Raw genomic sequence first — 26,554 nt, forward strand, 5'->3', positions numbered from 1 at the left:
ATAGCCTGAGTGGGTGTTAATGAACGGATGCCGACCAGGTCTGACTGATGCTGCCGTAATCAGTAATAACGGAGTAGGTGACGGTCGACCCGCTGGCATTATCGGGTAAGGCAAAGTGCGTTTCCGTTTTGGGGACTGCCCAGGTGGCTTTATCCACTTTATGGCCGTTAAGCATCACCGTCTGGAAATTCATATAGAAAGGCGTCGGGTTATTCACAACCAGGTCGTGACCTTCACGATGCCACTGAAGCTTGTCCGCCACAGCCTCGGGTTTGCCAGTTATTGCTGACGGGCGATACAACAATTTAATGCGTGTATTAATGGCAATCTGCAGGGTATTTACCCCTTCGACGTGCTTTGACGAGGGAATAGCTTTGATATTAAGCCAGTAGAGAGACTCACGATCCTCGGGCAAATTTCCGCCGGTACGCACGACACGCAGGACGTTATCCTCTTTTGCATCGAGACGAAACAGCGGTGGGGTGATCAGGAAGGGGGCTTTAGCCGGGTTTTTACCGCCAGAATCAACCCAGGACTGTACCAGATAATCCGTGGCATCTGGGTTTGAAAGACCCAGAGACGACTCCTTTTTGTCGCCCTGATAGACCAGGCGTGTGCCATTAATAACGACACCGGCATGGGAAGTGGCGGCTACCAGTAAAAGAGCACTCAGTAAATAACCGTGGCGCATAAAGGTATCTCAATAAAAGAAGAGATATTAACTCTCAGAACAGAGCTAATATCTCAGGATGGATAATATCAGTTATAAATAACGGTGAAGGTCGACACGGCATTTGCCAGGCCTGCGGTGATTGCGGCCTGGGTCTGAATATAACGGGCTCCAAACTCCAGGTTATTGACCGCCGTACCGGAGGCTAACGGATATTGCTGAGAGGGCGTATACAAACTCACTGGTTGCTCAGACGCGTCCACCAGCTGAATAGCGACACCTGTTGCAGCATCTACATCCGGCGTTAATGCAAGCGTAGTGTTGTTATCCGGATCCGGCGTGCCACCGAAGTTAATGGCGGCGGAAGTCACGGTCTCCGGACAATTCTTTAATTGAATATCAAACTTCGTTAATGTGCTGGTAGATCCAGCCCCGGTAAATACCGTTTTAGACACTTTGCCTAACTGAACATTTAATGGATTACTTAACCCGTTCACTACCTGACAAGCAGAATCAATAATTTCACCGGTGAAGTTAATCTGACCTTCACCGTTTGTTGCCGCAAATGCGGATGCAGAACATCCTGCCGTTGCGGCGATAAATAAACTTATAGCAACCTTGTTCATAACAAATCCTGGTATGTTTCTGGTGAGAACGTTGCCTGGACGTTTTCACCGTTGACCTTAAATGATTTTCCGTTGGTTATTTAATCAGAAACGGGTGGGGTAAGAATCTTCAACGGCAATCACAAATAATTGAAATAGTGCTTGAGTTTCTTTTTTCGTCATAAAAACAGCAGGATGATCCGGTTCAAAAACACTAACGGCCAGACGTTCTTCAGGGCTATATTGTTAACAAGATGAAGCTGTCAGGAGAGATGTCGTGGATTATCGCAAAATTATCAAAGAGGTAGGACGAGGGAAAAATCATGCCCGCGATCTGGACCATGAAACCGCTCGTGCGCTCTATACGCATATGCTCAACGGTGACGTACCCGACCTTGAAATGGGCGGTATCCTGATAGCGCTGCGTATCAAAGGAGAAGGCGAAGCGGAGATGCGTGGCTTCTACGAAGCAATGCAGGCGCAGACCCTGCGCTTAAATGCGCCAGTGGCAAAACCGATGCCGATTGTGATCCCGAGCTATAACGGGGCACGCAAGCAGGCCAACCTGACGCCGCTGCTCGCTATTTTATTGCACAAGCTGGGCTTCCCGGTGGTGGTGCATGGCGTAAGCGAAGATCCAACCCGCGTGCTGACCGAAACGATTTTCGGCATGCTGGGTATCGAACCCACACGGCATGCCGGCCAGGCACAGGCGAAGCTTGATGGCCATCAGCCGGTTTATATCCCTGTCGGAGCACTCTGCCCCCCGCTGGAGAAGCAGCTTGATATGCGCTGGCGCATGGGCGTGCGTAACAGCGCGCATACGCTGGCGAAACTGGCTACGCCGTTTGGCGAAGACGCGGCGCTGCGTCTTTCCAGCGTCTCTCACCCGGAGTACGTGACGCGCGTGGGGAAATTCTTTGAAGACATAGGCGGCAGGGCCTTGTTGATGCATGGCACGGAAGGCGAGGTGTATGCTAACCCGCAGCGCTGCCCACAGATGATGCTGATTGATTCCGCTGGCACGCGCGCCATTCTCGAGCGAGGGGAAGAGCGTTCCGACGCGATCCTGCCTGACGCAAAAGATCCGCATACCACCGCCCACTGGATTGAGCAGTGCCTGGCCGGAAAGGTTCCGGTACCGCACGCGATCAAGTTGCAGATGGCCTGTTGCCTGCTGGCGACCGGTGAAGTTGAATCCGTAGAGGCAGGGATGGAACGCGTCGGGAAGACGTTTTAAGCCCAAAAAAAAGCCCGTCCAGTGGCGGACGGGCAAGCAAGGGTAACAACAACAGGGTCAATGAGGGTTGGAGCAGCTCACCATAGGGTATGGCGAGGGTGGAGCATTCAGTCAATTACTTATAGATAACCGCAGTACCGCTCAGTTTGTTATTGGTGTTCGCGGAGGTGATGGTGTATCCGCTTGCACCGGCAGCAGCAGCTTTCTCAGCCAGTTTCGCTTCCAGACCGTCCAGAGTGGTCGCGCCTTCAGCACTTACCACACCGAGTTTGTTCATGCTCTGCGCCTGAGATGGAGAAACAGGTTCTGCAGCAAAAGCGCCGAAAGACAGAGCGGACAGGGCAACAGCAGCAACAGCATATTTGATGGTTTTCATAATTAATCTCTCGCAGGTGATTCTGTTAAGGGGACGATGTTCCGTCGATGTGATAAGTATCACGTTTTTTTATGCGAGAGAAAATCGAAGAGAATTGACGTGGTTGCTCAAAAAAATTGAATGACAAATAACTTATTGAATATTAATAAATTCAGAGGACGACTTTACACTTCTTGTAGCTGCGCTTTACAGAAGCGACGAGAAGGGCACATTTTGCTACGCGGTTCGCAAAAAACCGTGAGCGTAAAGGTAACCGCTTGCGCCGTTAACTTCGGTAAAGGAAAGTCAACGTAGCTGGCTGTCTTTCGATCCCCTGCGATTATATCCTGAGTGAGCGCTATTTTTCGAATCTTTCTCCTGCTGGCAGGCGATACATAACCGTACGCCCGGTATGGCTTTGCGCCGCGCTTCCGGGATCACTTCTCCGCACTCTTCACATTCATAGAGACTTTCACCGCGCGGAATTTGACCGCGAGCGCGTGCAACCGCATCTTCAATTGTACTGTTGATTTGTTCGTTAACGGCGTCATCATTCGCCCAGCCGGAAGCCATGGTTTACTCCTGGAATCTGTTAAACCCTGTTTTTAATATGGGGTGAAAAAACGTGCAGTCAAGGCAGAGAGGAACTGCATCTGTCAGGCAGATGCAGTTTGTTTATAGAAAGAGACGTTATTTATAAATGGTCGCCGTGCCATACATATGGTTATCCCCGCCCGCGGCGTTAACCACGAAACCTTTAGCCCCTTCCTGGCGGGCTTTTTCGGCGAGTTTATTCTGGAGATCGTCAAGGTTACTTGCGCGGCTTACCGAGACGGTGCCCGCAGGCTTAAGCTGGCTGGTGTCTGTATTGTCGGTCAATGACTGTACCGCCATGGCAGAGAATGACGCGGTAGCCAGTGCACCCGCGAGAACAACAAGGGTCAGGTATTTTTTCATAATCACATCCTCATGAGGAAACAACAGGTGATTCCCTTTAAGTTTAGAAGCCTGGCGAGTGTGATTTAGCGCAAAAATTTGATGATGATCTGCTTATTTTTTGAACGATAAAAACTGACGTTTTACTGACAGATCATAGACATAAAGGTGTTTGATTTATGACGGGTTTTTGAGCGTCGCAGAGAAATATTTACCGTTGAGCCTGCAAAGGGTATCTTACGCCGCTGTTTAAAGGAGAAAGCCATGACTTCCCAAAAGCCGGGATTGCACCCACGAAATCGCCATCGTAACCGCTATGACATGAATGCGTTGTGTCAGAGCTGTCCTTCGCTGCAGGACTACATTGTGCAGACACCTGCCGGTGAACCTTCGGTCAACTTTGCCGATCCGCAGGCGGTTAAAATGCTCAATAAAGCCCTGCTGGCACACTATTACGGTGTGGCGCACTGGGATATTCCGGAAGGCTTTCTCTGCCCACCCGTGCCGGGGCGGGCCGATTATCTCCACCATCTTGCCGATCTTCTCGCAGACGATCGCAACGGTGTCATCCCTGAGCAAGCATCCGTGCTTGATATCGGTACCGGGGCGAACCTGGTTTATCCGTTGATTGGCGTTCATGAATATCACTGGCGCTTTACCGGCAGTGAAATCGGTAATGAGGCGTTTTCCAGCGCACAGGCGATTATCAACGCCAACCCTGGGTTAAGCCGGTCTGTCCGCTTGCGTCGGCAGAAAGATGCCGCATCGATCTTCAACGGGATTATCCACAAGAACGAAAGCTACGATGCCACCCTGTGTAACCCACCGTTCCATGACTCCGCGGCCACCGCCCGTGCGGGCAGTGAGCGCAAACGCCGCAATCTCGGTCAGGCGGAAGATGCCGCGCTGAACTTTGGGGGGCAGCAACAGGAACTGTGGTGCGAGGGGGGAGAAGTGGCATTCATCCTGCGAATGATTGAGGAAAGTAAAGTATTTGGCCGTCAGGTTAAATGGTTCACGACGCTGGTATCCCGTGGGGATAACCTGCCACCCCTCTACCGTGCACTGACCGATGTGGGTGCCGTTAACGTGGTGAAAAAAGAGATGGCGCAAGGCCAGAAGCAGAGCCGCTTTATCGCCTGGTCATTTATGGATGCTAACAAGCGCAGTAAATAACCCACAGGCAGGCCGGGTAAGGCGACGCCGTTACCCGGTCCCCACGCTATAAGGTGGGCTCCTGTGGCGGTGTGGGGGACGCCGGTGAGGGTAATACCTGATAGGTCTGCACCGGCATCCGCACCGCGGCCAGGTCAAAGTGTTTTTTCACCATACTGTCGAGCGCAAAGCGCACCGTCCACTGCTTCAGTGGCTGCGTGGTGAACGACACGCGCAGGGTAAATGCCGTGTTCGTCAGGCCGACAATACCGGCAAACGACGGCTCTCCAATCACCAGCCCGCGAATATCCTCCATCGCCATCATCTCTTCCACGGCGTCCCGTAGCGCCTGTTTCGCTTTATCTGCATCTTCATGACGGTCAACGTCGTAGTTGGCCACAACCGAGCCAATGCCTCGGACAAAGTTAGCGAAGGTGGTTATCGATGACCATGGAATTATGTGGTACGCCCCGGTGTCCTGGCGCACGCCGACGGAACGAATGGACATGCGCTCTACCGTGCCGGTTAACGGCCCAATCGTGACCAGATCCCCGGTGTTCATCCCGTTCTCAAACTGGATAAAGACGCCGGTGATTATATCCTTCACCAGGGTTTGTGAACCAAAGGAGATAGCCAGCCCCAGCGCGCCAGCACCTGCCAGCAGCGGCGCGATGTTCACGCCGATTTCCGAGAGCACAATCATGATGGTAATGGTGCTGATAATAACCGCCAGCGCATTGCGAAACAGCGTCAGCAGGGTGCGGGCACGGGCGCTGGGCAGGGGACGCCCATGAATGTCGGACACCAGACGGTTCTCGATAAGGCTCGCCAGCAACGTCCAGCCAACCGCAGAGAAGAAGAGGATCAGCGCGATGCGAATTAAAATATCGACGGTCTTTTCGCCCGCGCCGTTGTGCAGCCAGTTCCAGAAGTCAAACAATCCCCATGCGTTAAGCAACAGCATAATCGCCACGCAGACGGTGAGAATGCGCGCCACTTTCAGTGATACCGAGATCCAGCCGTTGACCCTTTTTTGCAGTTCCGGATAACTGCGCTGCACCTGTGGCGAGAGGGTGAAGGTTTTCGATAGCCAGCGCGACAGCAGGCCAGAGACAAATGCCGCAATGCCAATGATGGCCAGGCTCTTGAACGTCGCCCCCATCATAAATTTCAGGCTGTTGCCCGGGTCGAACAGCGAGAAGAAGCACAACACGATAAAGTAGGCGCTCGCCAGCCAGTGCCACACCAGCGCGAAGGCGCGGATAAAGAGACTGAAAAACGACAGGGAACGATCGGCCAGATGCAGCAAGCTTTGGGTAATGGTCTTTTTGTTATGGAAGATAAGGTACAACGCCCAGACGGTAATGCAGATCATAATCAGCACATTCGCCAGGGCGCCAAACTGCACGTTGACCTGGTTGGAGATGATCGGCACGGCAACCAGCAGACCGTAACCAATCAATCCACTGAGCACGCTGAGGCGCAGCGCCCAGTATCTGGCGCTCTCATCCCGAATTGAGAAGGGGCGAAGATCCGGTACGTGCGGGCAAAATATCAAACGCAGCAGCGCCTTAAAGAACTCGATCAGCGCAAAGGCGTTAAGGAAGAGCGCCTGCTGGAAAGCGATGGTTTTATTGCCGGCGTTAAGCCTGTCGGCCAGGACCTGGCCCATAAACAGCGTCAGCGCCAGCAGCAGTAAATCGATGATAAACGCCGACGCTATCATCAGCGGCAGGTGTAACCAGCTGCTTTTCTGCTGGTTCTTCTTGCGCCCCCATTGCCCCATCTTACGGTAGAGCGGCCATGCGCACAGGCGTACCAGCCAGTAAAACAGAAATACAGCGCCCGCCAGCATCAAAAACTGCGTGGCGGCTGTCGTAAACGTATGGGGATTAAACGGTTTATGGGGCGAACCAATCAGGTTGCGATAGAGCTGGGCAAAGCGCGAGGAGAGCTCGCTTCCATAGTGACGGCTCACGTCGGTGACATTTTCCAGCACCGTTTTTTGTTCTTCCACTTGCGGAGGAGTAATTGTCGGCACCGGTTCCTGCGGTGGCGTGGCGGCGACTTTTCGCAATTGTCCGATTAACTCCTGCCGGGAGGTATCGTTTTCAAGCACATCGGCAAGGGCACTGTAGGCGGCTTTTTTCTGTTCAACATCCGGCTCTGGGGGCGGTGTCGTTTGCTGTGTGGCGGTCGTGCCGGTGGTGACGCCGGGGATGGAAACGGCGAACGATGGCGCACAAAACAGGCTAAGCAACAGCAAGATCCACGGCACGGCATCCTCCGGTGAAAATAATGAACAAAAAGATAAGTATAGAGGGCGAGGCGCGCGGGAGGATTTTTGGGAACAATCTGGCGTAAAAAAGCCGGGCATGCCCGGCTCAGAATGGCGTAACTGAAGCGCTATCAGGAGACGTGCTGCAGGAACTCCTGCAGGCGCTGGCTCGGTGGATTAGCGATCAGCGCTTGTGGGTTACCGTCTTCAGCGATACGGCCCTTATCAATAAAGATCAGGCGGGAAGCCACTTTCTCAGCAAAGCCGATTTCGTGGGTCACGATGACCATTGTCATCCCTTCTTCAGCCAGATCCTGCATGACTTTCAGCACTTCGTGACGCAGTTCCGGGTCAAGCGCCGAGGTTGGCTCATCAAACAGCATCATCTTCGGTTTTACCGCCAGTGCGCGGGCGATAGCCACACGCTGCTGCTGTCCACCGGACAACTCAGAAGGGTAGTGATGAGCACGTTCCGCGAGGCCGACTTTAGCCAGCAGATCTTTTGCCAGCGTTTCCGCCGCCGCTTTGCTGGCGCCACGTACGCGCAGTGGACCAAACATTACGTTTTCCAGCGCCGTCAGGTGCGGGAACAGGTAGAACTGCTGGAACACCATGCCGGCTTCCTGGCGAATCAGACGGTCGTCGACTTTCGGGTCATTCACCTTCAGGCCATCGACAATCAGATCGCCGCTGGTGATCTCTTCCAGCTTGTTGATGCAGCGCAGCAGGGTCGATTTACCGGAACCGGATGGCCCGATAATTACCACCACTTCACCCTGTTTGATGTTCAGATCGATATTGTGCAGCACCTGGGTTGGGCCAAAGTGCTTGGAAACGTTTTTAAATTCAATCACAGGATTTTCATCCTTCTTTCAAGACGACGCAGAACGAAACTCAGAACCAGAGTGATGATCAGGTAGACAACGGCTACCGCACTCCAGATTTCCAGCGCACGGAAGTTGCCCGCAATGATCTCCTGGCCCTGACGGGTCAGCTCAGCAACGCCGATAACGATGAACAGCGACGTATCCTTAATACTGATGATCCACTGGTTCCCCAGCGGTGGCAGCATGCGGCGCAGGGCCAACGGCAGAATGACGTGGCGGATCGTTTCGCGACGAGAAAGGCCTAACGCCAGACCCGCTTCACTGAAACCTTTATGAATCGACAGGACCGCACCACGGGTAATTTCCGCGATATAGGCACCTGAGTTGATCATAATGGTCACGACAGCGGCGCTGAACGGGTCAATGCGCAGGTCGGTGAAAGCCATTGGCAGGGCGAAGTAGATGAACATGACCTGAACGACAATTGGGGTGCCGCGGATCACTTCGATGAAAACCAGTGCGATGTGGTTTGCAATCCAGCCGCCGTAGGTGCGGGCGAAACCGGCGACAAGACCGATAATCAACCCACCAACCAGACCGAGGACCGAAATCCACAGGGTCATTTTAGCGCCTTCAAGCAAGATAGGAATGGCAGGCCAGATGGCGCTCCAGTCAAACTGCATGATAGTTTCCTGTTACTGTTACCGTGTTTCTAAAATAGCAGGGGCGAAAGTTCGCCCCCGAGTGAACGTCATTTTTAAGAATTATTATTTAGGCTCGGTACCGAACCATTTTTTATAGATTTCGTTGTAGGTGCCGTTCTCTTTCAGGGTTTTCAGCGCGCCGTTAACTTTCGTACGCAGGTCGTCGCTGCCTTTCGGGAACGCAATACCGTACTGCTGAGCTTCCAGAGAATCACCGACGGCTTTGAACTTGCCGTTGCCCGCCGTTTTGATGAAGTACAGGATGTTAGGGGTATCGTGCAGCACCGCGTCAGCACGGTTGGTACCCAGCTCCATGTAGGCGTTATCGATGTTCGGGAACTGACGCAGGTCTTTGGTTTTGATGTTTGCTTTCGCGTAATCAACAGAACCGGTACCGCCTTTCACCGCGACGACTTTACCGTCGAGGTCTTTCACGCTTTTTACGTCGTTATTATCGGCTTTCACCATCACCAGCAGGCCGCTTTTGTAGTAGCCGTCAGAGAAGTCGATCGCTTTTTTACGTTCTTCAGTAATGGTGATACCGGCCAGGGCCAGATCAACGTTTTTCGTTTGCAGTGCCGGGATGATGCCGCTGAAGTCCATTGGCTTCAGGGTGTAATCCAGTTTGAGTTCTTTTGCGATAGCAGCCCACAAATCAACATCAAAGCCAACGTACTTATCACCCTGTTTGAATTCAAACGGAACGAACGCCGTGTCGGTCGCCACAACCAATTTGTCGGCAGCCTGGGAAGAGACCGCAAAAGCCAGGGTAAGTGCAGCCAGTGAAACTTTTAATACAGACTTCATAGCATTTCCTTTTATATCCACGGGGCGATCCCCTGCGAGAACGAGTGGCACAATGAAAAAATCGTGCCAACTTTACAAGCTGTTGTTTTACAAAGGGGATGATGTCATGCATTGCACAGAAAACGGGGCAATGAACTTTTATTGCACCAAAGTGGAGCACCGTTTTGGTGCGCGTCATTTGGCTCAACAGACGAAGCGTTATTTAGCGTAAATTCTGACGAAAAAACAATCTTCCGTTAACGGTTGTGTGAGGTGATTATTACAATTTTTTCACTTTTGCAGCGTCTCAGGCCAAAAACGTGCACCATAGATGTGCAAAACCCTCACCGGAGGGCGAGGGTTGTATAGGAAATTCTTATGAATTATTCGATGTTGGACTCAATGAACCACAGGAACTGGTCCAGGTCGCGGGAAGCGGCGGTGAAGATATCGGCTGTATCTTCGTCTTTCGCTTCACCGATAGCTTTACGCACATCATTAGCCACTATCGCGTAGCGGTCTGCCAGTTCTTTCAGGTGATCCTGAACGGTATGGATATCGAGCGGATAACTTTTCAGTGGCGTCTTGCTGTTAATCACCTGCGTGGTACCCAGTGCCACACCGCCTAACTGTACGGCACGTTCGGCCATGGTATCGAGGTGGGTAACCAGTGCTGTGCGGAAGCCATCCAGCATTTCATGAACGGCAATAAAGTTTGCACCGCGCATATTCCAGTGGGCCTGTTTGGTGATCAGCGAAAGATCGATGAACTGGATCACCTGGCGATTCAGCAACTCAATGGTCGCTTTTTTGTCGCTATCCGATACATCGTTACGGGTATAAAGCAGATTAGACGCTTTCGTTTTCACCAGTTTAGCGGTACTCATAATCTCATATCCTCTTGATGTTTGTGTCCCAGGTAATTGCGGGATTAAGTATAGCACCGGATTTTTTCCCTGCGGGGAGGCTCTGCCTATCAGTTTAATAGTGAGAAGGACGTTGTGTTTACAATGGTATGAAATTAAAGGGATTATTTAAAATTGATGCAGATCAATCCTAATTCAGGAAAACGTTATCAACAGCGGGGGAAATATTTCACGAAGAGTGCAAAGTATGTAAAAAAATATTTTAAACGGGAAACTGGCCTTTATTCTGCATGGCTATAAAGCCACGCAGAATATAGGGCGCTAATTGAGGTCAATTTTCTCAACTTTAGGTTCCGGGCGCATCGTTAGCGTTGAGCCCATTGAGGCGGCGATAATCGAACACAGGGCCAGCGTCTGGGTGAAGGTCAGGGTTTCCCCGAGGAAAACCATCCCTGACAGGGCGGCGAGCGCGGGCTCCATGCTCATCAGCGTGCCGAAAATGCGCGTCGGCAGGCGCGTAAGGGCTATCATCTCTAAAGAGTAGGGGAGTGCTGTGGAAAGAATGGCGACCGCCAGCCCGATGGGCATGACTGACCATTGCCAGATGGACTCGGTGGCCTGAGCCATACCCACCGGCACAAAGATGATAGCGGCAATCAATGAACCGATTGCCACCGTCGCCGGGCCATGCTCTTCCCCGGCGCGCTGTCCGGTCAATATATAGATAGCCCAGCAGGCACCCGCCCCCAGAGCCAGCGCCGCGCCCGTGAGATCGATCTCTGAGACGCTCTGGCCCAGCGGCAGCAGGAACCACAGGCCAAGAACGGCTAAAATTACCCAGATAAAGTCAACGGGACGACGGGACGAGAAAAGCGCTACCGCCAGCGGGCCAGTAAACTCCAGTGCCACGGCAATCCCCAACGGAATTGTCTGGATGGAGAGATAGAACATGTAGTTCATCGCTCCCAGGGACAGCCCGTAAAAAAGCAGCGGTAAGCGTTGTTCTTTTTTAAAGCGTAAACGCCAGGGTTTGAAAATCACCACCAGGATCGCGGTTCCGAGGGCAATACGCAGGGCCGTGACCCCAGGCGCACCGACCAGCGGAAAGAGGGATTTGGCCAGCGAGGCACCGCTTTGAATGGACAACATGGCGATGAGTATGACGACAACCGGCAACCAGACCGACGACGAGCGGGATAACCCAGGCATCCTTTCTCCTGTCAACTTATGTCAAATGAAGTAAAGGTTGCAGTGTAAAGGAAATAAGCTGCAACGGTTGAGAGACCGTTGAAAAAAAAACGTGTAAATTCCGTAAAATGGTTAAGCGCTGGTGGATTTATCGCCTGTCAGATTAGGAATAATCTGGATGAATGTAACGGCGCAGACGCGCAGTATGAGCGTTTTATAGCGAAAATTGCATGTGATTTGAATGAGATAGCTGACGCTGGAAACGTTCTGTTACAGGAAAGGTTCAGTTAGACATCACGAATCACAAAGAGTTTCGCAAATTTTTTTGATATATTTAAAACTTACGGACTTACTTGAAGCACATTTGAGGTGGTTATGAAAAAAATTGCATGTCTTTCAGCACTGGCCGCTGTACTGGCTGTTTCCGCAGGTACCGCTGTAGCTGCTACTTCTACTGTAACTGGTGGTTACGCTCAGAGCGATATGCAGGGCGTGATGAACAAAGCTAACGGTTTCAACCTGAAGTATCGTTACGAGCAGGATAACAACCCACTGGGCGTGATCGGTTCTTTCACCTACACCGAGAAAGATCGTTCTGAAAACGGCGCATACAACAAAGGCCAGTACTACGGCATCACCGCTGGTCCAGCTTACCGTCTGAACGACTGGGCAAGCATCTACGGTGTTGTAGGTGTTGGCTACGGTAAATTCCAGCAGACCGAAAACCAGGGTCTGAACCGCACTGCAAGCAACAGCGACTACGGCTTCTCCTATGGCGCGGGTCTGCAGTTCAACCCAATCCAGGACGTCGCTCTGGACTTCTCTTATGAGCAGAGCCGTATCCGCAACGTTGACGTTGGCACCTGGATCGCGGGCGTAGGTTACCGCTTCTAATCACTTCGGTGAGCCAGTAAAAAATCCGCCCAATGTGGCGGATTTTTTTTTACGTTAATCCCTCGCCTTGCAGGAGAGGGTAGCAGATTGCCCGGATTATTTACTCTTAATATCGAAGATATCGGTTCCCAGATGGTTATAGTCAACTTTCTGTAACTTGAAGTTGGTAATGTAAACTGGGGGAGCCTTCTTGTTAGAGACAAACGGGTACGCATTTTTTATCTGCTGTGCCGAAATCCCCGTCCACTGCGAGAAGAAGGTCAGGAAATCATTGGCCGAACGCCGCGCTTTAATAATGCGATGCGTTTTATCATCACTCGACACAACCATAAACGGTACCTGGAAGTTCTGCTGGAACTTATCGTCGTGCGCCAGATACTGCACCTCTTTACCGCGCTCTTTAAACGCGAGCCCGTGATCCGAGAAGTAGACCATCGAGAAACTGTCACCCGTATTGCGCAACTGATCGTACAGCTTGCTCAGCAGGTCGTCGGTTTGCGTCATGGTGTAGAGATAGCATGAGGTCTCTTTGGACTGCACAAACTCTGCGTATTTACCGCCGGTCCGATCGCAGGCCTGCGGGTGAGACCCCATCAGGTGCAGAACAATCAGCTGCGGCTGGGTACGCGGAGAGGCAAAGACCTGCGCCGTCATTTTCAGCAACGCTTCATCTTTCGTATTCTTGTCCGCTTCAAAATCACCGTTCTTCAGGAACTGCACTTCGTCGGCGCGTCTGGCGATACTGGCAATGGCCGTATCGTATTCGCCAATTTGCCCCTGATTGGAGAACCACCAGGTCTGGAAACCTGCGCGGTTCGCCAGGGTAACAAAGTTATCCTGAAACTGGGGTTTGTCGTCGACCACCCGGTTCAGCGTCAGGCCGAGAGATTTCTGCGTTGAGCCGCTGGCAGCAACATAATCGGTAAACAGGGTGCCTTTGACCGAACTGGCGAACGGCGTGTTGTCCCAGTGTCCGCCAAAGGCTCCCATGGCGTCGCGACGTGCACTTTCACCAATCACCACCACATAGGTGTGATATTTGGGCTTCACGGCCAGCACGTTCCAGGTGTCTTTCATATTTGAAAGCTCAGCCATACGTGCCTGTTCGTCGAGCACCTCTTTATTGTTAACGACGACGTCTTTCACAAATCGGAACACCGGATAGCCGGTATCCTTCAGCTTGAACACCCCACCCCAGGCCAGGTTTTGTACTGGTGCGACAAAGAACGCCACCACGCTGAACGCCAGACACAGGTGCTCAATTTTTCCCCACGTTTTTTTCTCTTCCGCTTTACGGCGAACGGCTATCACGCCAAGGGCAAAGATAAAAAGGCCGACCACGTAGCTGTACCAGGGGAAGATCGTCAGGATCTCTGTCGACTCTTCCATATTGGTCGAGTGCAACGCCAGCAGGGTATTAAAGTTCGGCGAGCCGTAAGCCTGACCAAACGGGAAATAGAGTGCAGCGACCAGAGAACAGATTCCGACTAACGTTTTTTGCGCGCGCGGAGCCGTTCGCCACAGCACATGCAATATGCAGGTAAAGGCCACGGCATAGAGCAGGCTAAAGGGATAGCCCAGCGCAAAGTTAATCAGTAATGACTGCAAAAAGTAAAATCCCGTCCACGGGCTTAAGGCCCGGCTACGGGTAACAACGGTGTCTATCAGGGTTAAATTCATAGGTCACTATCATGGATAAAAACGCCATGTGCTCACCCTGGCGTCAAGGGTCATAACCTGCCTGACAGTGCGTGGAGAGGGAATGAGGGTCCGCTTCAGCGAGCCGCAAATTGTGCAGGGCTGCAAGAAGATAGTGCGAGCGCTAAATAATAGCAACAGTTGCTAAGCAGATGTTTTGCGAAGGGGATTGCAAATCCGTAAAAAAGATCGGGAATAGGGCGGCTGAAAGCCAGTGTACAGAGGGTTTGTGACGGAAAAATGAAGCGGCGTACCGCAACGCCGCTTAGTGGGAAGGTTTGTCGTCCTGATGCGGGGGTTTGTTGTTAAACATATCGCACAGCATGTTCAACAGCATCAGGCGTACTTTAAAGGGAGAGTGGGTAAACACGTTCATACACCTCTTGAATTCGTTCATGAGACCTCCTGATTTTTGATCCCTTCGATCCGTGAAGGGTGACTGCATTACATACAGATATAGCACAGGCTATATTGTATAGCTATGGCTATTTCGTTAATTTTTTGTGCTTGTAGAGGGATGGTTTACAATGTGCGCTCTCGATACCGGGCGCTGGAAGCGTCACCCCACTGAGGAAGTACAATGAACCGTCGCGCAGGTAAGCCAACAATCAGAAAAACGACGCAACTGGTGAATGTTGAAGAACATGTCGAAGGTTTTCGCCAGGTACGTGAAGCGCACCGTCGTGAGTTGATTGATGACTATGTTGAACTGATTTCCGATTTGATTCGCGAGGTCGGGGAGGCGCGCCAGGTGGATATGGCTGCACGGCTGGGCGTTTCCCAACCGACAGTGGCAAAAATGTTAAAACGTCTGGCCTCCGTGGGCCTGATTGAAATGATCCCCTGGCGCGGCGTCTTTCTGACGCCGGAAGGGGAGAAACTCGCCCAGGAGAGTCGCGAGCGCCACCAGCTCGTCGAAAACTTCTTACTGGTGCTGGGCGTAAGCCCGGAAATTGCCCGCCGGGACGCGGAAGGAATGGAACACCACGTCAGCGAAGAGACGCTGGTTAAGTTTCGCGAATTTACCCTTAAATATGGTCCCTCCGCTGAATGAACATCCCCGGACTGCAGGCCCTGGCACGCGATCGTTTCTTCCATCTCTTATTCATCATTGGCGCCGTATTAAGCATCTTTGTGCCGTTTGCGCCACACACCTGGCCTGCGGTGATTGACTGGCGCACCATCATTACCCTCAGTGGCCTGATGATGCTCACCAAAGGGGTAGAGTTGAGCGGCTATTTTGACGTCCTGGGACGTAAAATGGTGCGCCGCTTTGCCACTGAACGCCGTCTGGCGCTGTTTATGGTGTTCTCTGCTGCGGTGCTGTCGACGTTTCTGACCAACGACGTGGCGCTGTTTATCATCGTGCCACTCACGCTCACGTTGCGTAAGCTCTGCGAGATCCCGGTTAGCCGGCTGATCATTTTCGAGGCACTGGCCGTTAATGCCGGTTCGCTTCTGACCCCTATCGGCAACCCACAAAATATTCTCTTGTGGGGACGCTCCGGGCTGTCGTTTGCCGCTTTTACCTGGCAGATGGCTCCGCTGGCGCTGGTGATGATGGTGTCGCTGCTGGCGGTCTGCTGGTTCGCGTTCCCGGTTAAAAAACTGCAGTACCACAGCGGTACCACGGGCCCGCAGTGGCAGCCGCGTCTGGTGTGGAGTTGTCTGGCGCTGTACATCGTTTTCCTGTTCGCGCTGGAACTGAAGTATGAACTGGCGGGCGTACTGCTCGTCGCCGCCGGTTTTTTATTCCTGGCGCGGCGCGTGCTGGTCAGCGTGGACTGGACGTTATTGCTAGTCTTTATGGTGATGTTTATTGATGTGCATCTGCTTATCCAGCTTCCGGTACTGCAACACGTTCTGCACAGCGTCAGCGGCCTGTCGCAGCCGGGATTGTGGCTCACGGCGATTGGCCTGTCACAGTTCATCAGCAACGTGCCTTCCACCATTTTACTCCTCAACTACGTTCCCCCTGACACGCTGCTGGCGTGGGCGGTAAATATCGGCGGGTTTGGGCTGCTGCCCGGTTCGCTTGCTAACCTGATTGCCCTGCGTATGGCTAACGATCGTCGTATCTGGTGGCGTTTCCATGTCTGGTCGATCCCGATGCTGATTTGGGCCGCGGCGATCGGTTTCGGAATTTTCCTTCTCATATAGTGCGCAATTTGTCAGTTTTTCCTGGCAAACGTATAGCAACGTCCTAGCTTTAGTGAACGGCATAGTGTGATGCCGCTCACTGACAGGACTGTTGCTGACCTATGGCTGAAGATCAAAACCTGCCTGCTGACGAGCAGGAAAACAACACTAAACAGCGTAAGCGCCCGGGCAAAAAACCGTTAATCATCCTTGGCATTGTCGTGGTGGTGATGGTTATCGTGGCGCTGGTCTGGTGGTTTTTAACCCGTAACGAAGAGACCACTGACGACGCCTTTACCGACGGTGATGTGGTGACGATTGCCCCGAAAACGGCAGGCTATGTCACCGAGTTGCGCGTGCGCGATAACCAGCGGGTGAAAAAGGGCGACCTGCTGGTGGTTATCGATCCGCGTGATACCACCGCCCAGCGCGATCAGGCGCAGGCCCAGCTTGGGCTGGCGATCGCCCAGCTGCATCAGGCTCAGGCGCAGCTGGCGCTGTCAAAAGTCCAGTATCCCGCTCAGCGTGATGAAGCTAAAGCGCAGGTGATTAAAGCGCAGGCCGATCTGGCCAATGCGCAGGCGGAGTATCGCCGCCAGCGAGGCGTTGACCCGCGAGCGACCACCCAGCAAAGTATTGATACCGCCAATGCCCAGCTGCGCAGTGCCCAGGCGGGCCTGGCAAGTGCGCAGGCGCAGCTTGAAGTGGCGGAGCAGGTACAGCTACAGATCCGCCAGCAGGAAACCAATGTGGAAGCGCGTCAGCGCCAGGTCGATCAGGCCAAAGCGCAGCTGGAAACCGCGACGCTGAACCTTTCTTACACCGAAGTCCGCGCCCCGTTTGACGGTTTTGTCACTAAACGCAACGTCCAGCCCGGCACCCTGGTGCAGGCGGGTACCGCGCTGTTTTCACTGGTCTCTCCGAATGTGTGGGTGGTGGCGAACTTTAAAGAGTCGCAGCTCGAACGCATGAAGCCGGGCGATAAGGTCGAGGTGTCCGTAGATGCCTGGCCGGATATGGCGCTCGAAGGCCATGTTGACAGTATTCAACAGGGCAGCGGCTCGCGCTTCTCCGCCTTCCCGTCGGAAAACGCTACCGGTAACTTTGTCAAAATCGTTCAGCGCGTGCCGGTGAAGATCGTGATTGATAAAGGGCTGGATCCCAACAAACCGCTGCCGCTTGGGCTGTCGGTGGCACCGAAGGTGACAGTGGAATGACGGATCACAGCCACGACAACTGGCGACCTGCCAGTAATCCGTGGGCGGTGGCGATTGTGGTCACGCTGGCGGTGTTTATGGAGATCCTCGACACCACTATCGTTAACGTGGCGCTCCCGCATGTGGCCGGGTCGCTCTCGTCCAGCTACGACGAATCCACCTGGGTATTGACCAGCTACCTGGTGGCAAACGGCATAGTGCTGCCGATATCGGCTTTCCTGAGTCGGGTTTTTGGCCGCAAGCAGTTCTTCCTGATCTGCATCGTGATGTTCACCGTCTGTTCGTTCCTGTGCGGGATCGCCACCGAGCTGTGGCAAATCATTCTCTTTCGCGTAATGCAGGGCTTTTTCGGCGGGGGGCTGCAGCCCACGCAGCAGTCGGTGCTGCTCGACTACTTTAAACCCGAGGACCGGGGTAAAGCGTTTGGTCTGTCGTCAATCGCCATTATCGTTGCGCCGGTACTTGGCCCGACGCTGGGCGGCTGGATCACCGATAACTACTCCTGGCGCTGGGTTTTCTTCATCAACATTCCGGTGGGGATTGTAACGGTGCTGGCGATCTACCAGCTGCTGGAAGACCCGCCATGGGAAAGCAAATCGAAAGAGAAGCTGTCTATCGACTGGACGGGGATCGGCCTGATCGCGCTGGGGCTGGGCTGCCTGCAGGTGATGCTCGACCGGGGAGAAGATGAGGACTGGTTTTATTCGAACTTTATTCGCACCTTCGCCGTACTGACGCTCATCGGCATTATTGGAGCGATTTACTGGCTGGTGTATGCCAAAAAACCGGTGGTAGATCTGCACTGCATGAAAGATCGCAACTTCGCCATCTCCAGCCTGTTGATGGCGGGCATGGCGATGATTCTGTACGGCAGTTCGGTGGTGATTCCGCAGCTTGCACAGCAGGATCTAGGCTACACCGCCACCTGGTCCGGGCTGGTCCTTTCGCCGGGCGCCGTGTTGATCGTATTGACTATCCCGCTGGTGCTGAAGCTGATGCCGGTGGTGCAGACGCGCTGGATTATCGCTTTTGGTTTTACCTGCCTGGCGGTGTCGTTCTTCTGGTCACGTACGCTGACCCCGGATATCGATTTCGAAACGCTGGTGTTGTTCCGCAGCGCCCAGTCGATAGGGCTTGGGTTCCTGTTTGTTCCTCTCACCACCATTGCTTTTATTTCGATACCGAGGCGGCTGAACGCCGATGCGGCGGCGCTGTTCACCATGTTCCGCAACGTGGCGGGCTCAATTGGCATCTCGCTTTCTACGGCGGCCATTACCGAACGTTCCCAGGCGCACAGCGCGCATCTGGCCTATCACGCGTCACCGTTTAATGAACAGTTCCAGCTGGCGATACGCGAAAGCGCACAGGCGATCCAGAACTTCACCACTCAGGTCGGGGACCCTACCGGTATCGCCACCGGGCGCATGTACCAGACCATGATCGAGCAGTCGCGCTTCCTGGCGTATATCGACGTGTTCACCATTCTGAGCGTGGTAGCCATGTTACTGATTCCGTTTTGTTTGTTGCTCTCGCCGGTTAAGAGCGAGGGGAGTGCAGGAGCACATTGATGATACACAGACGTTTAACCCCCCTGATGATCATGCTGCTGGCAGGCTGTGCCGTGGGGCCGGATTACCAGCCGCCGGCGTCGCAGACCCCGACACACTGGAACGACCCGGGTGACAGCGGCGTGAAGTCAAAAACGGCCTCGACGGCAACCAACCCACGCTGGTGGAAAACCTTCGGTTCACCGCAGCTGGACAGCCTGATAGAGCGCGCGATCGCGGGAAATTTATCCCTGCAGCAGACGGTATTGCGTATTGCCGGGGCGCGCGAACAGATTAACCAGGCGGGTGGGGCGTTTTACCCTTCCGTAAACGGTAATCTGCAGGCCACGCGCCAGCAGCTTGGGCTGGAGGGAGAGCTGAAATCCCACGGCGTGTACGACCAGCTTGATAACGTGGATCCTGAACTCAGGGGCGCGCTAGGACCGCTGACGCAGCCGATCAATCTTTACCAGGGGAGCTTCGACGCACAGTGGGAAATCGACCTGTGGGGCAAGGTGCGCCGACAGGTAGAGGCTGCCGAAGCGCAGCAGAAAGCGGCGATAGAGCAGCGTAACGACGCGCTGGTGTCGCTGGAGGCGGAAGTGGCGCGCGCATGGCTGCAGCTGCGGGGGGCGCAGAGCATCATTGCCACGCTGAACACCCAGATTAAGAGCGCGCAACAAACCCTGGAACTCACCGAAAGCCGCCAGCGGGGCGGGCTGTCGCCGCAGATGGACGTTGAAAACGCGCGTGCCCAGTTGGGGAACCTCGAAGCGCAGCTTCCTCAGTATCAGGCCCAGGCACGGCAGGCAATGAATGGCCTCGCGATTTTACTCGGCAAGCCGCCGGGGGCGCTGGATGCGGAGCTGCAGTCGGCGCAGCCGATGCCCGCCCTGCCGGATATCGTACAAACGGGTATCCCCTCTACGCTGGCCCGTCGTCGTCCTGACGTGCGCGAGGCGGAAGCCAATCTCCACGCCGCCACGGCGCAAATTGGCGTTTCCGTGGCGCAGCTGTTCCCGAGCTTTACCCTCTCCGGGCAGTTCGGCCTGCGAAACAGCGAAACCAACTGGCTGACGGACTGGAGCAGCCACTTCTACAGCTTCGGCCCGCAGGTCTCGATACCGATTTTCCAGGGCGGAAGACTGGTCTCGAGCGTGAAGGTGGCGCGTGCGCAGCAGGGCGCGGCAGTGCTCGACTACCGCCAGACGGTGCTCACCGCGCTCGGGGACGTAGAGAATGCGCTGGTGAGCTACCGCACCGATCAGCAGCGTGAAGCCGGCCTTGCTAAAACCATCGATGCGTTGCAAAACGCGTTTGATTTGGCAAGCGACAGCTACCGGCAGGGGATCGCCAGCTTTATTGACGTGCTGGATGCCCAGCGGCAGCTGGCGCAGGCGCAGCAGCAACGCGCGCAGGCGCAGGTACAAAGCGCTCTCGATCTGGTTGCGCTCTACAAAGCGCTGGGCGGCGGCTGGGAGCCGTATCAGCAGGTGCAATTACCGGATTACAAGGTCTTTGGTGAGGCTCCGCGCGGATAAGATTCAGAGGATTGGGCAAGAAACGGACAGGAACACCACATTCGCGATGGCTATGGGGCGGGTATAACTATCGGGTACCCATCGAACGACATGCGAGGATTATCTTATGCGTTATCAAAAACTGGGCAATACCGGTCTGTTTGTGTCTGAACTGTGCCTTGGCACCATGACCTTCGGCGGAGAAGGCGGCATGTGGGGCAAGATTGGTCAGCTGCAGCAAAGTGAAGCCGAGCAGCTGGTGGGCCGTGCACTGGATGCCGGAATTAATTTCATCGATACCGCGGATGTGTATTCGGAAGGGCGCTCGGAGGAGATCACCGGCCAGGCGCTGAAGAACCTGAAAATTCCGCGTGAAAATGTGGTGGTTGCCACCAAAGTGTTTGGCGAAACGGGCACGGCCGGGGTGAACTCCCGCGGCAGTTCGCGCTATCACATCATCAGTAGCGTCAAAGAGAGCCTGCGCCGTCTGCAGCTCGATCATATCGATCTGTATCAGCTCCACGGTTTTGACCCGGCAACCCCTGTCGAAGAGATGCTCTACGCGCTGGATAACCTGGTACAGCATGGGCACGTGCGTTATATCGGCGTCTCTAACTGGGCGGCGTGGCAGATTGCCAAAGCGCTGGGCATTTCCGAACGCCTTGGACTGGCGCGTTTTGCTTCGCTGCAGGCGTATTACACCATCGCCGGGCGCGATCTTGAGCGTGAACTGATACCGATGATGCAGAGTGAAGGAGTCGGGTTGATGGTCTGGAGCCCACTGGCAGGTGGTCTGCTTAGCGGAAAATATGGCCGTGACGGGCAGAGTGAATCTGGCGGCCGCCGCCTGGAATTTGACTTCCCGCCGGTGAATAAAGAGCGTGCTTTCGATTGCGTGGATGTGATGCGCACCCTGGCCGAGCGCAAAGGTGTCTCTGTGGCGCAAATCGCGCTGGCGTGGTTGCTGCATCAGAAGGCCGTAACCAGCGTCATTATTGGTGCCAAACGTGTCGACCAGCTGGACGACAACATTGCCGCCACCGGGATCCGTTTAAGCGAAGACGAGCTTAAACAGCTTGATGCCGTCAGCGCGCTGCCGCGCGAATACCCGGGCTGGATGCTGGAGCGGCAGGGTGAATATCGTCGTCATCAGCTCGCACAACAATAACGGTCCTTCCCCCCGGTCTCGCTTCGCTGACCGGGTTTTTTTCCCGCCTTGCTCACAAAAAACGATCCTCCTCTTTGATTGATTTTTCGTCTTCGCCTATATGACTATTCATGAAATTTTAAATGACTAGTCATATAGGGAGCGATCATGAATCAATTTCTGCCAGCCAATTTTTTATGGGGCAATTCCGTATCCAGTATGCAGACGGAAGGGGCCTGGAATGAGGGAGGAAAGGGAATGTCGGTATATGACATTCGCGAAGCCGGGGAGAACGTTTCTGACTGGAAAGTCGCGACCGATTCCTACCACCGCTATCGGGAAGATTTCGACCTGATGCAGGATCTGGGCATGAACTGCTACCGCTTTCAGATCGCCTGGAGCCGCGTATGTCCACAGGGCGACGGTGACTTCAACGACGAAGGTATCGCCTTTTATGACCGCTTTATTAACGATTTAATTGCCCGCGGCATTGAGCCGATGATCTGCCTCTACCACTTCGATATGCCGCTGGCGCTGGCGCAGGAGTACAACGGCTTTAACGATCGCCGTGTGATGGACGCGTTTATCCGCTACGGCAAAAAGATGATCGACTGTTACGGCGACCGGGTGAAGTACTGGCTGACGTTTAACGAGCAGAACATCTTCCACATGCCGGAAGCCTTCCGGATCTCGGGCTATATGAAAGGCGAGAAAACCCTGCGCGAGCTGTATGAACTGCAGCACCACACCATGGTCGCGCATATGACCCTGACCGAATACCTGCACCAGACCCGTCCGGGCCAGCTGATGGGCGGTATGCTGGCGCACCAGCTGGTCTATCCGGCGACCTGTAAACCGCGTGATATCTTCTGCGCCCAGCAGTATGACGAATTCCTCAACCAGAACCTGCTGCGCGTCTTTGCCGGCCAGGGTTACAGCCCGGCGGTGATGGCGGTCGTTGAACAGCAAGGTTTTGCGGATATCTACCGCGCTGAGGATCTTGCGCTGCTGGCGCGTACCAAAAACGACTATATGGCCTTCAGCTACTATGCCAGTAAAACGCTCGACAGTGATGCGATCCCCGAAGGAACGCCGGTCAACGATTACCTTCTGCACGGTGATAAAAATAACCCGTACCTGAAAGCGACCGAATGGAACTGGCAGATTGATCCGCTGGGCTTTCGCACCATCATCACCCGCTATTACAACGACTGGCGTATGCCGGTATTCCCGATTGAAAACGGTATTGGGGTGATCGAGTCCTGGGACGGTGTGAATCCGATTGAAGATACCTACCGTATTGACTACCACCGGGCGCATATCGAGGCGATGAAACAAGCCATGTTTGAGGATGGCGCAGAGGTGATCGGTTACCTCGGCTGGGGCTTAATCGACATTCTGAGTTCACAGGGAGACATGCGTAAGCGTTACGGCGTGGTCTATGTGAACCGTGAAAACCACGACCTGAAAGACTTAAAGCGCGTACCGAAGAAGAGCTACGCATGGTTGAAACAGGTTATCCATACCAACGGACGCGAGATGTAAGCCGTACGCTGCCGGGCCGTTTTTGTGACTGATTGAAGGGAAATATCCGCTATGTCTGAAACAAAAATAACACCGCATATGCAGTCTTTTGTCGACAGATTTGTTGAGTTCTCGGCGCGCCTGGCAAACCAGGTGCACCTGCGTTCCCTGCGCGATGCCTTCGCCACGGTCATGCCCATTTTCATCCTTGCCGGTCTGGCGGTGCTGGTGAATAACGTGGTATTTCCATGGATTTTTGAAGGCGACACGCTGGTGCATTTTAAGGTGTGGGGCGAGGCGATTATTAACGGTACGCTGAATATCGCCGCGCTGTTGCTGGCACCGATGATTGCCTGGTCGCTGGCACGCAACAAAGACTTCGACAACCCGGTCTCGGCAGTGGTTATCGCCATCAGCAGTTTTATCATTATGATGCCGATGCGCTTACAGCTCACGCCCGTCGGCAGCGACGCCACGGTGAACGTCACGCAGGTGCTGACGTTCTCCAATATTGGCTCAACCGGCATTTTTGCCGGGGTGCTGATTGGTCTGCTCTCAACGGAACTGTTTATCGCCATTTCTCGTCTGAAAGCGCTGCACATTTCTTTAGGTGAAAATGTACCGCCGGCGGTCAGTAAATCGTTTACCGCGCTGATCCCGACGATCCTGACGCTTTCCCTGTTTGCTATACTGGCCGCGCTTCTGGCGAACGTGTTGCACACGGATCTCATCCACCTGATCACCACTTTTATTCAGCAGCCGCTGCGCCTGATCAATACCAGCCTGCCGGGCACGATTTTTATCTATAGCTTTGGTAACTTCCTGTTCACGCTTGGGATCCATCAGTCGGTGGTTAACAGCGTGGTGCTGGAGCCGTTTCTGCTGATCAACACCAACGAGAATATGCTGGCCTTTGCCAACGGTCAGCCTGTCCCACATATCATCAATAATATCTTTGTACCGACCTTTGGTATGGTGGGGGGGACCGGCAGCACGATTTCCCTGCTAATTGCCATTTTCATCTTCTCACGGCAAAAATCGGCGAAACAGGTGGCCCGTTTGTCGCTGGCGCCGGGCCTGTTTAACATCAACGAGCCGGTCATTTTTGGCCTGCCGATTGTGTTCAACCTGCCGCTGATGATCCCCTTTGTGCTGCTACCTGCCATAGGTATCTGGTTTGCGTGGTTCTGTACGACCCTGGGGTTAATGTCGCGCTGTGTGGTTATGATCCCGTGGACAACCCCGCCCATTCTGAGCGCCTGGCTGGCAACGGCAGGGGACTGGCGGGCCGTGGTCGTGCAGTTGGCAATCATTGTATTTGGTGTATTCTTCTACCTGCCTTTCCTCAAAATTGCCGAGAGAGTGGCATTAAAAAACAGCGGGACAGAAAACTAACAGAAAGGAAGGACGATGGCGGCGAAGTACATCACCATAGCGCGGGAAATTAAGAAACGCATTATTAGCCAGCAATACGCCGCCAACGAACCGCTCCCGGACCAGTTTGCCCTGGCGGCGGAGTTCAGCACCAGCCGGATGACCATACAGCAGGCCATACGCCAGTTAATCGTGGAAGGGCTGATCTATACCCGTCAGGGGCAGGGGACGTTTATCCGCAAAAATTTCCTGCAACTCTCGCAGTGGGATCTTTCCGGCAGCGACTACTTCGGCGCAACAAAAACCTGGGAGCATCTGGGCACCGTTTCCAGCGTCGTGGTCCATTTCGAGCTGCGCTTTCCAAACGAGAAGGAGCAGGCCTCGTTGATGATTAACGCCGATGCGCCAGTCTATGACTTTGTTCGTCTGCGTCTGCTTAACGGTGAGCCGATGTCGCTGGACTCCACCGTAATGCCGCTTAATCTGGTGCCCGGTCTGAATAAAAGCCATCTTGAAGGCTCTGTGTTCCGCTACGTGCAGGAGACGCTGGGGCTGAAAATTATGGGGTCGTACCGCGTGGTGCGGGCGCTAAAACCGAACGCGCTGGATATGCAACACCTTATCTGCGAGCAGACCGATCCGGTGCTGGAGGTGGAGCAGGTTATCTATCTGGAGGATGGCACACCGCTTGAGTATGCCCATTGTCACTACCGTTACGACCATGGTGGGATAGTTATCGTCAATAACGGATAAAAAAAAGCGGGCATCAGAGCCCGCTTTTTTATTCTCAGACCCGGTCAGCAAAGCGCCACCGGGCAGAGGGTCAGTTCAGACGCACTGGCATACCAGAACGGTTCTGAACGGCCTGGTCAACAATCGCTGTCTCTACATCCGGCTGAGAGGTCACGGACTGCACCGCGCTGTTCAGCGTAACCGGAACGATTTCGTTGTTGTTGATCTGGTCTTCGCTGGTGGACAGCGGGTTATGTACTTCAATGTAACGGCTGCCATCCGGCTCAGACGTCGCTTTAACCGGTTCGTTGATGAACTGGACGCGGGTACCGACCGGCACGTTTTCGAACAGGAATTTGATGTCTTCGTTACGCAGACGTACGCAGCCGTGGCTTACGCGCAGGCCGATACCGAAGTTGGCGTTGGTCCCGTGAATCGCGTACAGACGGCCAATGTACAGCGCGTACAGACCCATTGGGTTATCCGGGCCTGCCGGTACAACAGCTGGCAGGGGTTCACCCGCAGCGATGTACTCTGCGTGCATTTTGGCGGTTGGCGTCCAGGTTGGGCCTGCTTTCTTACGCTCAACTTTGGTCGTCCAGTTCATTGGGGTGTCTTTACCCAGCTGGCCGATACCGATTGGCAGCACGATAACCGTGTTGGTGCCTTTCGGGTAGTAATACAGACGCATTTCCGCGCTGTTGATGACGATACCTTCATGGACGGTATCCGGCAGGATCAGCTGCTGAGGAATGTTCAGCACGGTACCGGCTTTAGGCAGATACGGGTCAACACCCGGATTCGCTTCCAGCATGTTAGACAGGCCCAACTGGTACTGCGCCGCGAAATATTCCAGTGGCTGAGCGTTACCTTCAGGCACCGTGACCACCTGGTTTTGACCAACCAGACGGCTACCGTCTGTCGGCAGCGGATAAGTCACCGCAGAAGCGGTTTTGCAAAAACCTACTACGGCTAACGCCGCCGCAAAAAGCGTTGTTAATTTCATGTTCATGTTGTGCGAGGTATCTAAGCCATTCCGGCGATGAGTTGATAAGTCTGAATCTTGATGGGAGCGCATTATATGTGCATTCCCGCTAACAGGGAATTCAGATGTGTACGAAATCACATTTTTTTCGATTTTGTTAAAGTTTA

Annotated in this window: 26 protein-coding genes; 12 read left to right on the forward strand and 14 right to left on the reverse strand. The window is 53.9% G+C overall.

Annotated elements, in window-relative coordinates; genetic code table 11:
• Positions 1–16: 16 nt before the first annotated feature.
• Positions 17–691, reverse strand: a complete 675-nt coding sequence (locus tag AM379_RS14960) for a fimbrial biogenesis chaperone (RefSeq protein ID WP_059305587.1) — start codon at positions 689–691, stop codon at positions 17–19.
• Between the two features lie 68 nt (positions 692–759).
• Positions 760–1,296: a fimbrial protein gene (locus AM379_RS14965; RefSeq protein WP_063925238.1), complete on the reverse strand. Its 537-nt coding sequence runs from the start codon at positions 1,294–1,296 to the stop codon at positions 760–762.
• A gap of 256 nt (positions 1,297–1,552) precedes the next feature.
• Between AM379_RS14965 and ybiB the strand changes: the two genes are divergently transcribed.
• Complete coding sequence (ybiB, locus tag AM379_RS14970) at positions 1,553–2,515, forward strand: DNA-binding protein YbiB (protein WP_032677728.1); 963 nt, start codon at positions 1,553–1,555, stop codon at positions 2,513–2,515.
• 115 nt (positions 2,516–2,630) lie between these two features.
• Here ybiB and ybiJ read toward each other — a convergent pair whose 3' ends face one another.
• From ybiJ to mcbA, 3 genes are all read right to left on the reverse strand, one after another.
• The gene (gene ybiJ, locus AM379_RS14975; RefSeq protein WP_020884917.1) at positions 2,631–2,891 is read right to left on the reverse strand and encodes a DUF1471 family protein YbiJ; all 261 of its coding nucleotides are present in this window, start codon (positions 2,889–2,891) and stop codon (positions 2,631–2,633) included.
• A 285-nt stretch (positions 2,892–3,176) separates the two neighbouring features.
• Positions 3,177–3,443: a DksA/TraR family C4-type zinc finger protein gene (locus tag AM379_RS14980; protein ID WP_106503854.1), complete on the reverse strand. Its 267-nt coding sequence runs from the start codon at positions 3,441–3,443 to the stop codon at positions 3,177–3,179.
• A 117-nt stretch (positions 3,444–3,560) separates the two neighbouring features.
• The gene (gene mcbA / locus AM379_RS14985; protein ID WP_032677729.1) at positions 3,561–3,827 is read right to left on the reverse strand and encodes a DUF1471 family periplasmic protein McbA; all 267 of its coding nucleotides are present in this window, start codon (positions 3,825–3,827) and stop codon (positions 3,561–3,563) included.
• 243 nt (positions 3,828–4,070) lie between these two features.
• On the opposite strand from mcbA, the gene rlmF reads away from it, so the two are divergent.
• A complete protein-coding gene (gene rlmF / locus AM379_RS14990) occupies positions 4,071–4,982 on the forward strand; it encodes a 23S rRNA (adenine(1618)-N(6))-methyltransferase RlmF (RefSeq protein WP_158701855.1) in 912 nt (303 codons plus the stop codon).
• A 46-nt stretch (positions 4,983–5,028) separates the two neighbouring features.
• On the opposite strand, the gene ybiO is transcribed toward rlmF, so the two are convergent.
• From ybiO to rhtA, 6 genes are all read right to left on the reverse strand, one after another.
• A complete protein-coding gene (ybiO, locus tag AM379_RS14995; RefSeq protein ID WP_047366371.1) occupies positions 5,029–7,239 on the reverse strand; it encodes a mechanosensitive channel protein in 2,211 nt (736 codons plus the stop codon).
• 131 nt (positions 7,240–7,370) lie between these two features.
• Positions 7,371–8,093 (reverse strand): glutamine ABC transporter ATP-binding protein GlnQ, encoded by a 723-nt coding sequence (gene glnQ / locus AM379_RS15000; protein ID WP_014169252.1) that lies wholly within the window; start codon positions 8,091–8,093, stop codon positions 7,371–7,373.
• Positions 8,090–8,749 carry a glutamine ABC transporter permease GlnP gene (gene glnP / locus AM379_RS15005; RefSeq protein WP_014169254.1) on the reverse strand — a complete coding sequence of 220 codons (660 nt, stop codon included), beginning with the start codon at positions 8,747–8,749 and terminating at the stop codon, positions 8,090–8,092. The genes glnQ and glnP overlap by 4 nt, the downstream gene beginning before the upstream one ends.
• 84 nt (positions 8,750–8,833) lie before the next feature.
• A complete protein-coding gene (glnH, locus tag AM379_RS15010; protein WP_014883108.1) occupies positions 8,834–9,577 on the reverse strand; it encodes a glutamine ABC transporter substrate-binding protein GlnH in 744 nt (247 codons plus the stop codon).
• Between the two features lie 362 nt (positions 9,578–9,939).
• Entirely contained in the window at positions 9,940–10,443 is a 504-nt protein-coding gene (gene dps, locus AM379_RS15015; protein ID WP_010428924.1) for a DNA starvation/stationary phase protection protein Dps, read from the reverse strand.
• Positions 10,444–10,743: 300 nt separating this feature from the next.
• Complete coding sequence (gene rhtA / locus AM379_RS15020; protein ID WP_086463042.1) at positions 10,744–11,631, reverse strand: threonine/homoserine exporter RhtA; 888 nt, start codon at positions 11,629–11,631, stop codon at positions 10,744–10,746.
• 354 nt (positions 11,632–11,985) lie between these two features.
• On the opposite strand from rhtA, the gene ompX reads away from it, so the two are divergent.
• Positions 11,986–12,504, forward strand: a complete 519-nt coding sequence (gene ompX, locus AM379_RS15025; protein WP_020884910.1) for an outer membrane protein OmpX — start codon at positions 11,986–11,988, stop codon at positions 12,502–12,504.
• Between the two features lie 96 nt (positions 12,505–12,600).
• Here the strand turns inward: ompX and AM379_RS15030 are convergent, their stop codons facing one another.
• Positions 12,601–14,184, reverse strand: coding sequence for a phosphoethanolamine transferase (locus AM379_RS15030; RefSeq protein ID WP_025204621.1), 1,584 nt, complete (start codon positions 14,182–14,184; stop codon positions 12,601–12,603).
• A gap of 283 nt (positions 14,185–14,467) precedes the next feature.
• The gene (gene mntS / locus AM379_RS15035) at positions 14,468–14,599 is read right to left on the reverse strand and encodes a manganase accumulation protein MntS (protein ID WP_020884908.1); all 132 of its coding nucleotides are present in this window, start codon (positions 14,597–14,599) and stop codon (positions 14,468–14,470) included.
• A 183-nt stretch (positions 14,600–14,782) separates the two neighbouring features.
• Between mntS and mntR the strand changes: the two genes are divergently transcribed.
• From mntR to AM379_RS15080, 9 genes are all read left to right on the forward strand, one after another.
• Complete coding sequence (gene mntR, locus AM379_RS15040; RefSeq protein ID WP_014169260.1) at positions 14,783–15,256, forward strand: manganese-binding transcriptional regulator MntR; 474 nt, start codon at positions 14,783–14,785, stop codon at positions 15,254–15,256.
• A complete protein-coding gene (locus tag AM379_RS15045) occupies positions 15,253–16,362 on the forward strand; it encodes an anion transporter (RefSeq protein WP_040016987.1) in 1,110 nt (369 codons plus the stop codon). Before mntR ends, AM379_RS15045 begins: the two co-directional genes overlap by 4 nt.
• Positions 16,363–16,463: 101 nt before the next feature.
• Positions 16,464–17,558: an HlyD family secretion protein gene (locus tag AM379_RS15050; RefSeq protein WP_020884906.1), complete on the forward strand. Its 1,095-nt coding sequence runs from the start codon at positions 16,464–16,466 to the stop codon at positions 17,556–17,558.
• The gene (locus AM379_RS15055; protein ID WP_014169264.1) at positions 17,555–19,126 is read left to right on the forward strand and encodes a DHA2 family efflux MFS transporter permease subunit; all 1,572 of its coding nucleotides are present in this window, start codon (positions 17,555–17,557) and stop codon (positions 19,124–19,126) included. The genes AM379_RS15050 and AM379_RS15055 overlap by 4 nt, the downstream gene beginning before the upstream one ends.
• The gene (locus AM379_RS15060) at positions 19,126–20,646 is read left to right on the forward strand and encodes an efflux transporter outer membrane subunit (RefSeq protein ID WP_025204620.1); all 1,521 of its coding nucleotides are present in this window, start codon (positions 19,126–19,128) and stop codon (positions 20,644–20,646) included. Before AM379_RS15055 ends, AM379_RS15060 begins: the two co-directional genes overlap by 1 nt.
• 106 nt (positions 20,647–20,752) lie before the next feature.
• Positions 20,753–21,793 carry an aldo/keto reductase gene (locus AM379_RS15065; RefSeq protein ID WP_014169266.1) on the forward strand — a complete coding sequence of 347 codons (1,041 nt, stop codon included), beginning with the start codon at positions 20,753–20,755 and terminating at the stop codon, positions 21,791–21,793.
• Between the two features lie 147 nt (positions 21,794–21,940).
• Complete coding sequence (locus AM379_RS15070) at positions 21,941–23,317, forward strand: glycoside hydrolase family 1 protein (protein WP_032681380.1); 1,377 nt, start codon at positions 21,941–21,943, stop codon at positions 23,315–23,317.
• 51 nt (positions 23,318–23,368) lie between these two features.
• The gene (locus AM379_RS15075) at positions 23,369–24,691 is read left to right on the forward strand and encodes a PTS sugar transporter subunit IIC (protein ID WP_063934404.1); all 1,323 of its coding nucleotides are present in this window, start codon (positions 23,369–23,371) and stop codon (positions 24,689–24,691) included.
• A 15-nt stretch (positions 24,692–24,706) separates the two neighbouring features.
• The gene (locus tag AM379_RS15080; RefSeq protein WP_014169269.1) at positions 24,707–25,423 is read left to right on the forward strand and encodes a GntR family transcriptional regulator; all 717 of its coding nucleotides are present in this window, start codon (positions 24,707–24,709) and stop codon (positions 25,421–25,423) included.
• Between the two features lie 70 nt (positions 25,424–25,493).
• On the opposite strand, the gene ldtB is transcribed toward AM379_RS15080, so the two are convergent.
• Complete coding sequence (gene ldtB / locus AM379_RS15085) at positions 25,494–26,414, reverse strand: L,D-transpeptidase (RefSeq protein WP_025204618.1); 921 nt, start codon at positions 26,412–26,414, stop codon at positions 25,494–25,496.
• Between the last annotated feature and the right edge of the window lie 140 nt (positions 26,415–26,554).

Source organism: Enterobacter cloacae complex sp. FDA-CDC-AR_0132 (assembly GCF_003010695.1).
GTDB classification, from domain to species: Bacteria; Pseudomonadota; Gammaproteobacteria; order Enterobacterales; family Enterobacteriaceae; genus Enterobacter; species Enterobacter ludwigii.